This is a genomic window from Pseudomonas sp. 10C3, assembly GCF_036346185.1.
Taxonomy (GTDB): domain Bacteria; phylum Pseudomonadota; class Gammaproteobacteria; order Pseudomonadales; family Pseudomonadaceae; genus Aquipseudomonas.
On the sequence record NZ_JASJVE010000014.1, the window covers coordinates 109,219 to 123,354 of the forward strand.

The window sequence follows — 14,136 nt, forward strand, 5'->3', positions numbered from 1 at the left end:
GCTTACTTTTTTGCCAAGGAAACTAAGGCCGACTTTTTCAACAGAATCGGCCGTTCTCTGCCGGTCGTCACTACCGAGTGTGCTGGTCAAGTCGAATGCAATTGACTGGTCAGTGGCAATGCAAATGGGTGGTCAATTCCATGCAATTACGCAGCATGCCCTCCATACCGTCCATTTTCATGCCCGACATGTCCTCTGCCAGGGCAGAAAGAGACAGCGTAAATACGGTGCTAGCAACTGCAATCAGGGTCAGTTTCATATGACTTTTCCTTGAGGGGTGGAAGGCTCAATAGGGAGGTGCCGACGGCGCATCAAACGATAGGCTGCCGGAATAACAAACAGTGAAAGTAAGGGGGCTGTAACCATGCCGCCGACCATGGGTGCAGCAATACGGCTCATCACCTCGCTGCCGGTTCCGCTGCCCAACAAGATGGGTAACAGCCCTGCAATGATGACGGCCACGGTCATGGCTTTGGGTCGAACTCGCTGCACAGCGCCGTCACGAATCGCTGCAACCAGCCCGCGCTCAGTGCTGTCGCCGAGGTCTTCACGTTCGGCCCAAGCGTTTTTCAGATAGAGCAGCATGATCACGCCAAACTCGGCAGAGACACCGGCCAACGCGATAAAGCCGACACCCGTGGCGACCGACAGATTGAATCCCAACAGATAGAGGAACCATGCTCCGCCAGTGAGTGCGAATGGCAGAGTGGCCATGATCAGCAAGGCCTCATCCAAGCGGGAAAAAGTCAGGTAGAGCAACACGGAAATGATCAGCAGCGTGGCAGGCACCACCAATTTGAGTCGTGCGTTAGCCCTCTCAAGAAATTCGAACTGTCCCGAGTAGCTAAGGCTCATGCCAGGCTGCAACTTGACCTGTTCATTGACGACCCGGCGCAGATCGGCGACCACCGAGGCAATGTCCCTGCCACGCACATCGATGTACACCCAGCCTGAAGGCCTTGCGTTCTCGCTTTTGAGCATCGGCGGGCCGTCGCTGACCTTGACCTTCGCCACAGTGCCAAGGGTAATCTGGCTACCTAACGGGGTGTAGATCGGTAACTGCTCCAAGGCGCCGAGCGAGTCACGCCACTCCCGTGGATAGCGCACGTTAATCGGGAAGCGTGCGAGCCCCTCAATGGTTTCCCCGACGTTTTCACCGCCGATAGCGCCGGCCACGATGGACTGCACATCGGCGATATTCAGTCCGTAGCGGGCGGCGGCTTTGCGGTCGATATCCACATCGATATAGCGGCCACCGGTCAGTCGCTCGGCCAGAGCCGAACTGACACCGGGTACGTCCTTGGCCACTCGCTCGACCGCCTGGGTGACAGCATCAATTTCCGTCAGATTAGTGCCGGCAACCTTCACCCCTATGGGGCTCTTGATACCCGTCGCCAGCATATCGATGCGGTTACGAATCGGCGGTATCCAAATGTTGGTTAAGCCGGGGACACGTACCACGCGATCCAGCTCTTCCACGAGCTTTTCCTGGGTCATTCCTGGACGCCATTGCTCATGTGGTTTGAACTGAATAGTGGTTTCGAACATTTCCAGCGGCGCCGGGTCGGTGGCGGTTTCGGCACGTCCTGCTTTACCGAAAACGTGTTCGACTTCGGGCACCGTCTTGATCAGGCGGTCGGTCTGCTGTAACAGCTGCGCCGCCTTCTGTGCTGACAACCCCGGCAGAGCAGAAGGCATGTAGAGCAAATCACCCTCGTCCAGCGGTGGAAGGAACTCGCCACCCAAGCGAGACATTGGCCATAGCGCACTGACAAAAACCAATAGCGCTACCAGTAGCGTGACTTTGGGACGACGCAGCACCACGTCCAAGGCTGGCTGATAGATCCTAATCAACCAACGGTTCAATGGGTTCTGTTGTTCACTGGGAATTCGTCCTCGAATCCAGTAGCCCATCAGCACTGGCACCAAGGTCACTGACAATCCAGCCGCTGCGGCCATGGCGTAGGTTTTGGTGAAAGCCAATGGGCCGAACAGCCGTCCCTCTTGTGCTTCCAAGGTAAAAACCGGAATGAACGACAGGGTGATGATCAACAAACAGAAGAACAGTACGGGTCCTACTTCAGCCGCCGCTTCGGTAATCACGTGCCAATGACGCTCCCCCTTCAGTTCCCCCCCAGGATTGGCCACGTGCCAGGCCTCAACCTTCTTGTGGGCGTTCTCAATCATTACCACGGCAGCGTCGACCATCGCGCCGATGGCGATAGCGATCCCGCCCAGGGACATGATATTGGCGTTGATCCCTTGGTGGCGCATGACAATGAAGGCAATAAGCACCCCCACCGGCAGCGAAATGATCGCCACAAGGGATGAACGTAAGTGCCAAAGAAAGATCCCGCAGACCAACGCAACGACGATGAACTCTTCAATCAACTTGTGGCTGAGATTTTCCACAGCGCGGTCGATCAGCTTGCTGCGGTCGTAGGTGGTGACGATTTCTACCCCGGCTGGCAGGCTGCTTTTCAGCTCGTCGAGCTTGGTCTTGACCGCAGCAATGGTCTCGCGAGCGTTCTTGCCGCTACGCAAAATCACTACGCCGCCGACGGTCTCGCCTTCGCCATCGAGTTCAGTGATGCCACGCCGCATTTCCGGACCCAACTGGATCGTGGCGACATCGCCAAGTGTCACCGGGACACCGCCCGAACCCAACTTTAGTGGGATCGCCCGAAAGTCATTGAGCGTCTTCAGGTAGCCGGAAGCCCGCACGATGAACTCGGTTTCTGCCATCTCCAGCACGGCGCCACCGGTTTCCTGATTGGCCTTGCCGATAGCTTCAGTTACCTCAGCCTGAGTGATACCGAGGTTGGCCAGCTTGAGCGGATCAAGCTGCACTTGGTACTGCTTGACCATGCCACCCACCGTAGCCACTTCCGCAACGTTTGGCAGGGTCTTGAGTTCGAACTTGAGGAACCAGTCCTGAAGAGCACGAAGCTGCGCCAGATCGTGTCCGCCACTGCGATCCACCAGTGCGTACTGATAGATCCAGCCCACTCCCGTCGCATCCGGCCCCAACGCCGGCTTGGCGCTGGCCGGCAACCGACTTTGTATTTGGCTCAGGTACTCCAACACCCGCGAGCGGGCCCAGTACAAGTCAGTGCCGTCTTCAAACAGCACGTAAACGAAGCTGTCGCCGAAGAAGGAATAACCACGCACCGTCTTTGCTCCCGGCACCGAGAGCATGGTGGTGGCCAACGGGTAGGTGACCTGATTCTCGACAATTTGCGGCGCTTGTCCTGGATAAGGAGTCCGGATAATCACCTGCACATCGGACAAGTCTGGCAGCGCATCAATGGGCGTGTTCTGCACCGACAAGATGCCCCAAGCCGTGATGAACAGCGTCGCCAGTAGCACCAGGATTCGGTTGGCCACGGACCAACGGATGAGGGCCGCGATCATGGCTGGCTCCCCGATTTGCTCAGGCGCTCAACACGCAAACCATCATCGGTCTGACTCACCGCGACCCGAACCTTGTCGCCCGTTTTGAGGCCCTGCATCAGAGCCGGATTGGCGAGTGGGAAAGTCATCGTCATACCAGGCATGCCCAATGTCTTGAAGGGGCCATGGGCGAGCGTGACTTCTTTGTCGTTGATCTCAACGATCTGCCCGCCCGCTTCATGAAAGCTAGACGCTGCTACGCTGGGCGGCGATACTTCCTCCATGCTTGCGACGATGCCCTTAAGACTGGCCTCAGAGTCGAGCAGGAACTGGCCAGACGTAACCACCTTCTGGCCTTCTTCCAGACCTTTCACTATCGCCGTCTTGCCATCGCTTTCCTGCCCGAGTTGCACCTCCACGGGACGGTAGCGGCCCGCGTCTTCGGCGAGCATCACCAGGACACGACGGCCAGTGCGAATGACTGTCTCGCTTGGCACCCACAACACACTTTGCCCAGTGGACCGGTTCAGGCGTACCTGAGCCGTCAAACCCGGTCTGAGGCGGTCATCCGGATTGGGTAGTTCCACCCGCACGCGAAGGGTGCGGCTGTCCGGATTGGTTTCGGGCAAAATCGCGCTGACCTTGCCATTGAGCATTGTCCCTGGGAAGGCTGGCAGGCGAGCTTCGACCCCCTGCCCCACAGTGATTGATCCAGTCTCTGATTCGGGAACGGCCACGGCTAACCAGACACTACTTAAGCCATTGACGCGTGCCAGTGTTTCGCCCGCCGCCACGGTCATACCCGCACGGACGTTCAACTCTTGCAGCACACCGGCAATGGGGCTGGTGAACGTCAAGTAGGGCTGGACCTTACCGACACGCTCTACCTGAGTTATCAGCGTTGCCGGCATTCCTGTGAGCCTTAGTCGCTGGCGAGCCGCAACCATCAGGTCAGCATCACCGTTGCGCTTCAGTGCAAGGAACTCTGTCTGAGCAGCGGCCCACTCGGGTACCAGGATATCCGCCAACGCCGCATTGGCTTTGAGCACATCGCCTGGAGCATGGGCATAGACCCGCTCCACAAATCCGCTGGTGCGGGCCTGAATCACAGCGACATCACGTTCGTTGAACGCCAAGACACCCGTCACATCGATGCTGGTGTCAAAGACCCCGCGAGTGACTGTCGCAAAACGCAGACCGAGATTCTGGGTCAGGCTAGGATCGATACTGACTGTCGCACGATCCCCTGCGCCACCCGCGTACTGAGGGACCAGTTGCATGTCCATGAAAGGAGACTTACCCGGCTTATCGAACTTTTGCTGCGGGTACATTGGGTCATACCAATACAGTGCCTTGCGTTCGTCCGATGAGTTGAGCCTCTGCTCAGGGAAGGTAGCCGGCACTCCGCTCATGCGCTGGTGAGAGAACCAGTAACCACCGGCAACACCCAATGCCAAAGAGATGCCTACCAGCAATGCTCCGTTCCATTTTTTAAGGATCATTGGCTGGACTCCCCATAAGCAAAGTACAGACGCGCACTAGTCAGCGCTCGCTGCTCTTCCACGTCGATCTGTTTGAGGCGGGCCTCGATGAATTCACGTCGGGCGGCAACAACTGAGTTCAAGTCGCCTTTGCCGGCGCGGTAACTGGCAATGCTGAGTTCGACCTTTTCCTTGGCCAGCGGCAACAGGCTTTCCTGGTTTCGGCGCACGGCACGATTCAGGCGCTCATAGTCAGCCAGTTCGTTTTCCAGTTGCTGAGTGTGCTCGCGTGACAGGGCTTCGCGCTCGGCCTCAAGCTGGCTGAGTTCAGCCTGTTTGGCTGCGATTTTGGGGTTTTGGCGAGAGCCAGGGAATAACAGCAGGTCCCATGAAAGTTGCACGCTGACCATATCGCCGAACTGTCGGCCACGATGTTGATAGTCAAGCTCCCAACTCCAGTCCGACTGCTTCTCCGCCTCGGCTTCACGAACCTTGGCTTGCGCTTCGCGGGTCATCGGTGCAAACGCTGCCAACTCTGGGTGGTGTTGCAGCTTATGGGAGTAGCCATAGGTGTCGACGGGCCATTCAGGCAAGCGGCCCACAGGCTTATCGTTGGCTGCGGAGCCAATCCAACGTTTGAGGGCCGCTCGGGCCTGTGTGCGCTGGCGAATCAGATCGTCCTGCTGCTCTGCCAGTTGAGCCGCTTCTTGCTTGGGCGTCACCGCATCGGCAGGTTGAGCGCGGCCACCGGCAATCTGGGCTCGGACGGTGTCGGACAGCAGGCGGTTTTCTTTGTACAAGTCCTGGAACAACGCATCTTTGCGCTCAACTGAATAGCTGCTGATCCAGGCCAACGCCGTGGACTGGCGTACCTTCAGGCGTTCGATCTGACGCTCTGCTGCCGCTCGATCAACGGCGGCATCGGCGACCTCAATGCGCGCTCTGCGTTTGTCGCTGTTGGGCATTTCCTGCCGGATCCCGACCATTTGCATGGTCATGAAGTCTTGGTCGAGGCTCCAGCGATCCGCACCGCCAATGGGATAGTTCTGCACGCCCAGCAGTAGTTTGGGGTCAGGCAATTCACCGGCTGGAATAGCTGCGCTGCTGACGGCCTGAATTTTGGCGTCTTGAGCGGTCAGTGACGGCGCATTGTTTTCGGCCAGCCGCAGCGCTTCGTCGAGTGTCAATGCGGCAGCGAGGCTCGGCAATGCCAGTACGCTTGCCGCCAGGCCGGCCACAAAGGACCAACCTGTGCAATAGCACGTGGAGTTCATGTTTACGATTCCTGTGATCATCCACTGCCCGCGTCAAAAGACATGCGCGCAGCTAGTCCATCCCGCTAACGCGGAATGAGGCTCAAATGTGGGACAGGAATCAAACGCGAGGGGGGCGCCATACCCCGGACGGGGTCTGTACGGGCTGGGAATCGCTGAAGAAGGAAAGCACTATGGGGCTGAATAAGGCAACAGGAGGCTTGAAGATCGAGACTTGCAGCATGCCGCCAGTTTTGCATTCCTGGCCCGGCTTACAAGGTTTGCCGTGCTCTATAGGGCTTTTCATATCGGTGCAGCAGTCCATGCCCATGTCATCCATCATCGCCATGCCCATCGACTTCATTGGGCAGGGTTCTGTCGGTGCCTGAACCCCCGCCATCCCGCTGAGGGGAAGCGCCAAGCTGATCATGAAGATGATGCAAAACCGCAGGTAGCATTTCATGGGCTGCAGTGTAGTCGCTGAAAATGGCACTTACAATTGGTCTCATGTCATCATCAGCGTGCCGAAAGGCGCCTACCCAGGCGATATCACCGAACCTAAATTAAGTCAGGATTACCTGCACAAAATAAAGGCGTATGACGAGCTTTTTCCATGTCAGTGATGACTTCGCGATTGGGTCAATTCCGGTCTTTCGTGAGCGGCGACTGCTGATCGTCAGAACGAAAGCGTGAGAACACATCGCCCCTCATTTACCGCGATTATCGACCAGTAGCAGCTGCAAACCAGCGCTGCTATCTTGAAATCGCTTCTCGCTGCAATTTCGCTAACCGCTTTGAACGCGCGTTGAATACCTGATGGCGGCGGTGATCCGTCATTTTTTTCCAGCCACGGATTTCCTCTAAAGTACGCAAGCAGCCTACGCAAAGAGTGATCTTGCCATCGAACTTACAGACTTAGGTGCAAGGGGATTTTAGAGCCATTGCTCAGACCGCCGCTTCTGGAAGCACTTCAACAGTGATATGGGATAACCCTTTGAAGTGGGCAAGATGCTGATGGTAAAACTGCGAGGTACGTTTCGGGTCGTGTGTCACAAGCGAAACTACTGCTCCGAGATGCCCAGGGCCTAGCCGCCAAACATGCAAATCCACCAGTTTGTCACCGGACTCGTCGATCACCGTCCTGATCTTACCTTCAATCCGACCATCTGCACTGGCATCCACCAAGATCGCACCGGTCTGACGTATCAGGCCGTAGGACCAGTTGGCGATCACGAGTGCTCCGACAATACCGGCCAACGGGTCCATCCAAAGCCAACCAAATGCCTGGGCCAACAGCAGGCCGATGATGGCCATAACTGACACGGCCGCGTCTGCCATAACGTGAATGTAAGCAGCTCGCATATTGTGGTCACGGGTATCCACCTCATGACTGTCGTGAGCGTGTTCCGTGAACTCGACGGTTTGTTCTCCAGATGGCAGGACAACGGCTACCTTGAAACCATGTGGCTCCGGAATGTCGCTGGTGGATTCCAGAAAGCCGGCTTTCTGCTGAAAGTTATAGACTTGCCGAGATCCGTCCGACCGTATCGTCGTAACCGTGACATCGCTTGGCGAGAGCGAGGGGGTTGAGCCTTCGCTGGAGAAGCGAAATACCGGTGGAACACCTTCTTCGAAAATCGACAGCTCGAACACCCCATCAGAAGTGACAATACGCTGCATCTCTTCATGATGGTCGTCATGTTCATCGCCTTCGGCATGCCCATGACTGTGTCCATGGCTGTGCCCGTGGTCAGGTCCATGACCTGCACCGCTCAGCAGCCAGGCACTGGCAATATTCACAGCCAAGCCAACGACGGCAATCGGAATGGCTTCGCTGAAATGGATGGGTACCGGGGACAGGAAACGGGAAACGGCTTCGTAGCCTATCAGTAAGGCGATCATCGCGAGGATAATGGCGCTGGTGAAGCCCGCTAGGTCACCGAGCTTGCCCGTACCAAACACGAACCGCCGATCATTGCCGTGTTTGCGCGCATAGGTGTAGGCCAGTGCAGCGATCAACATAGCACCGGCGTGTGTGGACATATGCAGGCCGTCTGCGACCAGTGCCAGCGAACCGTACAGGTTCCCACCGATGATCTCGGCCAACATCATGGCCGTGCACAGTGCAATCACAGCCCATGTCTTGCGCTCATTTTTTTCATGGCCAACGCCTAGAAAGACGTGGTCATGACCGACATTGAACGGTGCTTCGTATAGGTTGTTCATATTGAGTTCACTTGAAATAGCTGTGGACGATTTCGATCAGTTGCTCTTTGGCATCATTCGGCTCTTTGCCATCGGCAAAGTCCGCGTCAACCAAATGGGTGCGGATATGGTCCTCCAGCACCACGGTCAAGAGACCATTCATGGCGCCCCGGCAGCTGGTGATTTGCTGGAGTACCTCAATGCAATCACGTTCTTCGAGCAACGCACGTTCGATTGCTTCGAGCTGCCCACGAATGCGACTTACACGACTCAATAGCTTTTTCTTGTCCTGGATGGTGTGACTCATGAGTGCATCTCGGATTAAAATATACTGTAGGGGGGTATAGGTTACATGGTCATGATGTACGCCCGCCATAGAGATCTGATCCCCGGCGGGTCGCGGTAGGGACGGCAGTTACCTGCCGCCCCCCGCACAGATCCGTACGTGCGGAACTACCGCATACGGCTCCTGCCTTGGGTACGTGACGCGAAGCGATCCTCAGGGTAAGGATGTGCATTTCTGGGTCTAGGTATATAGAGATCGGCGAGGCGTCCGTAGCGTGACCACTGAAGCCGGTTACGCTGGCTGCGTCGCTTGAGAGCTTGCCGCCATAGACGGCATACCGCCAAACGAAAACCGCCAAGACGAATTAGGTTTCCCGGCACCGCGTGGTAATTGAAATACCCACTGACCACTCGGTTTAGCCATTGCCCTTGAACCCGGATGGGCTCATGACGTCGACGTTTCAGCTCGTCCCGAATGACCAGCAGCGCTGCACGCATTCGCTTCTTGACCGTCAGACGCAGTATTTGAAAGCCACCGCTCCTGTTGGTAGTACAACAGTGTGTGAAGCCCAGGAAGTCAAACGTCTCCGGTTTACCCAAGCCTCGGTCTCTACGATTTCTCGCAGCAAAACGACCAAACTCAATCAGCCGTGTCTTCGAAGCATTGAGCGATAAACCGAACCTAGCCAGTCGTTCTCGTAATTGCTCCAAGAATTTCTGGGCCTGCGATTTCAACCTGAAACCCACCACACTATCGTCCGCATAACGCACAACAATCACATCCCCACGGGCGTGGCGCTGGCGCCACTGCCTTGCCCACAGATCCAGTACGTAGTGAAGATAGATATTCGCCAGTAACGGCGATATCACTGCGCCTTGGGGAGTCCCCTTGGCCGCAGCCACCCTACGGCCTTCCTCCATTATTCCCGCCTGAAGCCATTTGCAGATAAGTCCGAGCAGGCGCCGATCTGCAATCCGGTGTCCCAGAAACATCAGCATCCATTCATGGTCGATCTCATCAAAGAACGACGTGATATCCGCATCCAATATCCAGTTCACCTTCTGGCCCTTGAGCGCGACCGTTAATGCATCCAGCGCATCGTGCTGGCTACGTCCCGGCCGAAACCCATACGAGAATCCTAGAAAGTCTTCTTCATAGATCGCATTCAGAACAGTGACAACTGCTTGTTGTACGATCTTATCCTCCAGAGAGGCAATGCCCAGCGGACGCAGCCTACCGTCGGCTTTGGGGATATAGACCCGTCGCGACGGCGTTGCCCGATAGGCACCACTATGAAGCCGTGCGTGCAAATCACTTACCCGCTGGAGAAGACCTTCCTCGTACTCTCGCCACGACATGCCGTCCACGCCCACCGCTGCATCCCGGCGCAGGGCATAAAAGCTCTGCGCCAGTAATTGCGGTGTAACGTGGTGCAGCAATGCCGTGAACTGCATGCCCTTATTCCTTCGAGCGGCTTCACGTACACCTTCAAGTCCCATCGACGCGCAACTGATCCGGCTCTGTGTCCGGGGCGCGGGGGACATGTCGGTGTTTCCCTTGGCTACGTCCCTTTCCTCCACCATCTCCGCAGGGCTTGGCCCCTTGTTCGACGGCCTCTCAGGTACTACGGACGTATCCGACTTCTCAGCAACGTAGACAGCAGGGTTACGGCTTCTGGCCTTTCCTGCTCCGCCCGGTGCTTGCGCACCGGGCATTGCCGAGATCTCCCAGTTTCTGTGCGAAGGACTTCCCGACGTGCACAGGGTCTCCGACCGCGCGGGATCAGAGCATGACAGGCGTGTAACGCCATGCTCCGTATTGCCTTCTGCTTCGCATAACAGCATCGGCATCCCGGATTCCTGATTACGCGGCTCAATGGCTGGCCCATCGGTTTCCCCTGTCAACGCTTCACCCTGCACCTCACGGTGCAACATGCATGACTCGGGGTCTGGTTGATTCGCCATTTCTTACCAGTATCGAACTTTCATCGACTATCCTCCGCCAGCTTTAACTGGCGCACTATGCGTCCGGCCAATACACCTTCCTGATCCCGAAGCCAAAGGCGATGGTGTGCACTTAAATTTAAGCGGACACCAGTTCTAGCCTTTTAAGCGGGTATCTCATGCAGCCAAAACGTCGTTCTTATTCCAAGTCCTTCAAAGTCCAGGTCATCCAAGAGTGCGCCCAGCCCGGTGCTTCGATTGCTAGCGTCGCACTGAGCCACAGCATCAACGCGAACATCGTCCATAAGTGGATTCGGCTGCAATCGCAGGCAAGTGTTGCCGTGCAACCAGCTTTCATTCCTCTGGCTCTACAGTCGTCCGCGTCACGATCAGATTCCACCCCAGCCACTATTTGCCTCGAAATTCCACACCCGCGTGGCACCGTAAAAGTGAACTGGCCAACCGACAACGCCGCGGCCTGTGCGACTTTTCTTCGAGACCTGTTGCGATGATCCGCATCGATTCCATCTGGCTCGCCACCGAGCCCATGAATATGCGCGCTGGCACCGAAACCGCGCTGGCTCGAGTGGTGGCGGTGTTCGGTGCGGCGGAGCCGCACTGTGCTTATCTGTTCGCGAATCGCCGCGCCAATCGCATGAAAGTGCTTGTGCATGACGGGTTGGGTATCTGGCTGGCGCCCCGCCGTCTGCACCAGGGCAAGTTCGTCTGGCCGGGTTCTCGACACGGTACTCAGGTGGATTTGGGTGCGGAACAGCTACAAGCTTTGGTGCTGGGCTTGCCTTGGCAAAGAGTCGGGCCAAGTGGTGCAATTTCCATCCTATAACGCCTGCCACAGCCAGTTGGGCCGTGCAATTGTCCGATGGATCTATCGTCGGTATTAGCCTGTTCTGGCAAAATCGGCGGCATGACTTCGCTCCCCAATCTCGACCAACTAAACCCTGAACAACTGCGTGCTTTGGCGGTGCAGTTGATGCAGCGTGTCGAGAGTCTTGACCAGACAGTCGAGACCATGGGTAAAAAGATTCACCGTGACCAAACGGTGATCGAGAAGCTGACCCACGAGATTGCACAGCTCAAGCGCTTCAAGTTTGCCAAACGCAGCGAGCAGCTAAATCCGCAGCAGGCCAGCTTGCTGGACGATCTGATCGATACCGATATCGCGGCGATTGAGGCTGAGCTTCAGGCACCGCAAACACCTTCAGTTGCTACCGAGACAAAGCAAAAACCTAAGCGCACGGCGTTGCCGCCGGAGTTTCCGCGCGCCCTGATCCATCACGAACCCGACAATAGCCACTGCCAGTGCGGCTGCGCCCTCAAGCGTATTGGTGAAGATGTCAGCGAAAAGCTCGACTACACGCCGGGCGTGTTCACGGTCGAACGCCACATCCGAGGTAAGTGGGTCTGTGATGACTGCGAAACGCTGATCCAGGCACCGGTTCCGGCGCACGTTATCGACAAGGGCATCCCGACCGCAGGGCTGCTGGCCCATGTCATGATTGCGAAGTTCGCCGACCATCTACCGCTCTATCGTCAGGAATCGATTTTTGGTCGAGCTGGCCTGGCCATCGCTCGCTCAACCTTGGCGCAATGGGTTGGCAACTGTGGTGTGCAGTTGCAGCCGTTGGTGGATGCCTTGCGTGATGCCGTTCTTGCACACGGCGTGATCCACGCCGACGAAACGCCGGTACAGATGCTCACGCCCGGCGCAAAGAAAACCCATCGCTCCTATGTCTGGGCCTACGCCACCAGCCAGTTTTCGGACTTGGCGGCGGTCGTTTACGACTTCAGCCCCAGCCGCGCTGGAGAACACGCCCGCAACTTCCTGGAAGGCTGGAAAGGCAAGTTGGTCTGCGACGATTTTGGCGGCTACAAGGCCAGTTTTGAACTCGGCGTGACCGAGATCGGCTGCATGGCCCATGCACGGCGCAAGTTTTTCGAGCTGCACGCCACGCACAAGAGCCAACTTGCAGAACAAGCCTTGCGATACATCCAGTTGCTGTATGAAATCGAGCGTGAAGTCCGCGACCTAGAGCCGGATTTACGCCGCCTGATACGGCAAGAAAAAGCCGTGCCGGTGATGGATGCCCTACATGCCTGGATGATCGCCCAGCGTCTGCTCGTGCACGATGGCTCGGCTATCGCCAGGGCTTTAGATTACAGCCTAAAACGTTGGGCGGCGCTATCGCGCTACCTCGATGACGGGGCCGTACCCATAGACAATAACTGGGCCGAGAACCAAATCAGGCCGTGGGCTCTGGGTCGCAAAAACTGGCTATTTGCAGGCTCACTGCGCAGCGGAAAACGCGCGGCGGCGATCATGAGTTTGATCCAATCTGCACGGTTAAATGGGCATGATCCATATGCCTATCTGAAGGACGTTCTCACGCGCCTGCCTACACAGCGTGCGAGTGAGATTACGAAGTTGCTGCCGCATATGTGGCGATCGGCATAGCCGAGCAAGATGCATTCGTGGCTTACTCGAATAGGAACTCAAGATCCTAATTGGAGAAATGGATGCTTCATTCAACCCGTATAGTTTTTATTCACGGCCTAATCGGCCCACTCAATGAAACCATCCTGATGGGTGGGGCAAAATCTACGCAAATCCTTGCTCCAGATATGCTCGGCTACGGCTCCTTGGCAGGAGTCGATCCGGAAATGATTAGCCTGAATGCCCAAGTCGAGTATCTGCATCAGGAAATCAATGCAGTCTCTTCGACGCATGACCGCTGGTACCTCGTAGGGCATTCCGTCGGTGGTGCAATTGCTGCGCTTTTTACCGCCGCTTATCCAAATCGAGTGGCAGCCGTAATAAGTATTGAAGGAAATTTCACATTAGATGACGCCTTTTGGTCGCAAAAACTGGCAAAAATGCCACTGAAAGAGGTCGAAACCAAACTGGCAAACGATCGATCAGAGCCGGAAAAATGGCTGGATGGCGCTGGAGTAAAACCTACCGAGGCCACTTTGTTAGCGGCGACAACCGCTCTTTCGTTTCAGCCGGCGAGCACGCTTCAGCAAATGGCAACCTCTGTCGTTGATATCACGGGCGACCCGGCCTACTTGGATGGAATCAAAGGTTGGGTCGATAACATTCCGCTCCATCTTATTGCAGGCGAACGATCAGCCAATGGATGGCACATTCCTGACTGGGTCAAAGAGAAAGCCGCGTCATACCGAGTAATGGAAAATTGTGGCCATCTGATGATGCTTGAGGATGCCCACCAATTTTCGTCTGCAATAACCTCCATCATCGAAAAAAACTAAAGCCACCCTAGATCGCCAGTAGCCTAAAGGCTGCTGTCGATGTGTTGCTAAGGTTTCTGGCCGTCACTGTAAAATCGCGAGATTTTCCTTCGTCTAGATGACTTCGCAAGACGCTTACCCCCGGCGGGCGCAAAAAACCACTGAAGTGGCTTTGGTGGGGTTGATTTAATGGCGCACCCGTGGACCGAGTGCATAGGGCGATGCTAACAGGAGGGTAAATCCAGTCTTGATCGAGAAGGTTGCCAGACATCTCCCGAGCGCTTTGAGCAGTTGCTTCGTTCCGCAAC

The 14,136-nt window shown here is 56.3% G+C and carries 11 protein-coding genes and 2 pseudogenes; 4 read left to right on the plus strand and 9 right to left on the minus strand.

Going from position 1 to position 14,136, the window contains the following annotated elements:
- Window positions 1-154 precede the first annotated feature (154 nt).
- The 9 genes and pseudogenes from QN399_RS15290 to ltrA all read right to left on the minus strand — a co-directional run.
- Window positions 155-259: pseudogene (locus QN399_RS15290) on the minus strand (heat-shock protein HtpX); the annotation flags it as partial.
- A complete protein-coding gene (locus tag QN399_RS15295; RefSeq protein WP_330201142.1) occupies window positions 256-3,414 on the minus strand; it encodes an efflux RND transporter permease subunit in 3,159 nt (1,052 codons plus the stop codon). The gene QN399_RS15295 and the pseudogene QN399_RS15290, both read right to left, overlap by 4 nt.
- Window positions 3,411-4,895, minus strand: coding sequence for an efflux RND transporter periplasmic adaptor subunit (locus QN399_RS15300; RefSeq protein WP_330201143.1), 1,485 nt, complete (start codon window positions 4,893-4,895; stop codon window positions 3,411-3,413). The genes QN399_RS15295 and QN399_RS15300 overlap by 4 nt, the downstream gene beginning before the upstream one ends.
- Entirely contained in the window at window positions 4,892-6,148 is a 1,257-nt protein-coding gene (locus tag QN399_RS15305; protein ID WP_330201144.1) for a TolC family protein, read from the minus strand. The genes QN399_RS15300 and QN399_RS15305 overlap by 4 nt, the downstream gene beginning before the upstream one ends.
- 100 nt (window positions 6,149-6,248) lie before the next feature.
- The gene (locus QN399_RS15310) at window positions 6,249-6,590 is read right to left on the minus strand and encodes a hypothetical protein (RefSeq protein WP_330201145.1); all 342 of its coding nucleotides are present in this window, start codon (window positions 6,588-6,590) and stop codon (window positions 6,249-6,251) included.
- Between the two features lie 290 nt (window positions 6,591-6,880).
- Window positions 6,881-7,030, minus strand: a pseudogene (locus QN399_RS26840) (DUF1289 domain-containing protein); the annotation flags it as partial.
- A gap of 42 nt (window positions 7,031-7,072) precedes the next feature.
- Window positions 7,073-8,353, minus strand: coding sequence for a CDF family Co(II)/Ni(II) efflux transporter DmeF (dmeF, locus tag QN399_RS15315; RefSeq protein WP_330201146.1), 1,281 nt, complete (start codon window positions 8,351-8,353; stop codon window positions 7,073-7,075).
- Between the two features lie 7 nt (window positions 8,354-8,360).
- Window positions 8,361-8,639, minus strand: coding sequence for a metal/formaldehyde-sensitive transcriptional repressor (locus QN399_RS15320; RefSeq protein WP_330201147.1), 279 nt, complete (start codon window positions 8,637-8,639; stop codon window positions 8,361-8,363).
- A gap of 146 nt (window positions 8,640-8,785) precedes the next feature.
- Window positions 8,786-10,072: a group II intron reverse transcriptase/maturase gene (gene ltrA, locus QN399_RS15325; protein WP_369125135.1), complete on the minus strand. Its 1,287-nt coding sequence runs from the start codon at window positions 10,070-10,072 to the stop codon at window positions 8,786-8,788.
- 668 nt (window positions 10,073-10,740) lie between these two features.
- On the opposite strand from ltrA, the gene QN399_RS15330 reads away from it, so the two are divergent.
- The 4 genes from QN399_RS15330 to QN399_RS15345 all read left to right on the plus strand — a co-directional run bounded on the left by QN399_RS15330 (window position 10,741) and on the right by QN399_RS15345 (window position 13,849).
- Window positions 10,741-11,073 carry a transposase gene (locus QN399_RS15330; RefSeq protein ID WP_330201148.1) on the plus strand — a complete coding sequence of 111 codons (333 nt, stop codon included), beginning with the start codon at window positions 10,741-10,743 and terminating at the stop codon, window positions 11,071-11,073.
- A complete protein-coding gene (gene tnpB / locus QN399_RS15335) occupies window positions 11,070-11,405 on the plus strand; it encodes an IS66 family insertion sequence element accessory protein TnpB (RefSeq protein ID WP_330201149.1) in 336 nt (111 codons plus the stop codon). The genes QN399_RS15330 and tnpB overlap by 4 nt, the downstream gene beginning before the upstream one ends.
- 81 nt (window positions 11,406-11,486) lie before the next feature.
- On the plus strand, window positions 11,487-13,034 hold the full coding sequence (locus QN399_RS15340) for an IS66 family transposase (RefSeq protein WP_330201150.1): 1,548 nt from the start codon (window positions 11,487-11,489) through the stop codon (window positions 13,032-13,034).
- A 62-nt stretch (window positions 13,035-13,096) separates the two neighbouring features.
- Window positions 13,097-13,849, plus strand: coding sequence for an alpha/beta hydrolase (locus QN399_RS15345; RefSeq protein ID WP_330201151.1), 753 nt, complete (start codon window positions 13,097-13,099; stop codon window positions 13,847-13,849).
- The last annotated feature ends 287 nt before the right edge of the window (window positions 13,850-14,136 follow it).

What these genes read in the sequence shown, in the direction of transcription:
- QN399_RS15295 (WP_330201142.1), bottom strand. Translation starts at nt 3,414, where the DNA reads ATGATCGCGGCCCTCATCCGTTGGTCCGTGGCCAACCGAATCCTGGTG.
- QN399_RS15300 (WP_330201143.1), bottom strand. Translation starts at nt 4,895, where the DNA reads ATGATCCTTAAAAAATGGAACGGAGCATTGCTGGTAGGCATCTCTTTG.
- QN399_RS15305 (WP_330201144.1), bottom strand. Translation starts at nt 6,148, where the DNA reads ATGAACTCCACGTGCTATTGCACAGGTTGGTCCTTTGTGGCCGGCCTG.
- QN399_RS15310 (WP_330201145.1), bottom strand. Translation starts at nt 6,590, where the DNA reads ATGAAATGCTACCTGCGGTTTTGCATCATCTTCATGATCAGCTTGGCG.
- dmeF (WP_330201146.1), bottom strand. Translation starts at nt 8,353, where the DNA reads ATGAACAACCTATACGAAGCACCGTTCAATGTCGGTCATGACCACGTC.
- QN399_RS15320 (WP_330201147.1), bottom strand. Translation starts at nt 8,639, where the DNA reads ATGAGTCACACCATCCAGGACAAGAAAAAGCTATTGAGTCGTGTAAGT.
- ltrA (WP_369125135.1), bottom strand. Translation starts at nt 10,072, where the DNA reads ATGCAGTTCACGGCATTGCTGCACCACGTTACACCGCAATTACTGGCG.
- QN399_RS15330 (WP_330201148.1), top strand. Translation starts at nt 10,741, where the DNA reads ATGCAGCCAAAACGTCGTTCTTATTCCAAGTCCTTCAAAGTCCAGGTC.
- tnpB (WP_330201149.1), top strand. Translation starts at nt 11,070, where the DNA reads ATGATCCGCATCGATTCCATCTGGCTCGCCACCGAGCCCATGAATATG.
- QN399_RS15340 (WP_330201150.1), top strand. Translation starts at nt 11,487, where the DNA reads ATGACTTCGCTCCCCAATCTCGACCAACTAAACCCTGAACAACTGCGT.
- QN399_RS15345 (WP_330201151.1), top strand. Translation starts at nt 13,097, where the DNA reads ATGCTTCATTCAACCCGTATAGTTTTTATTCACGGCCTAATCGGCCCA.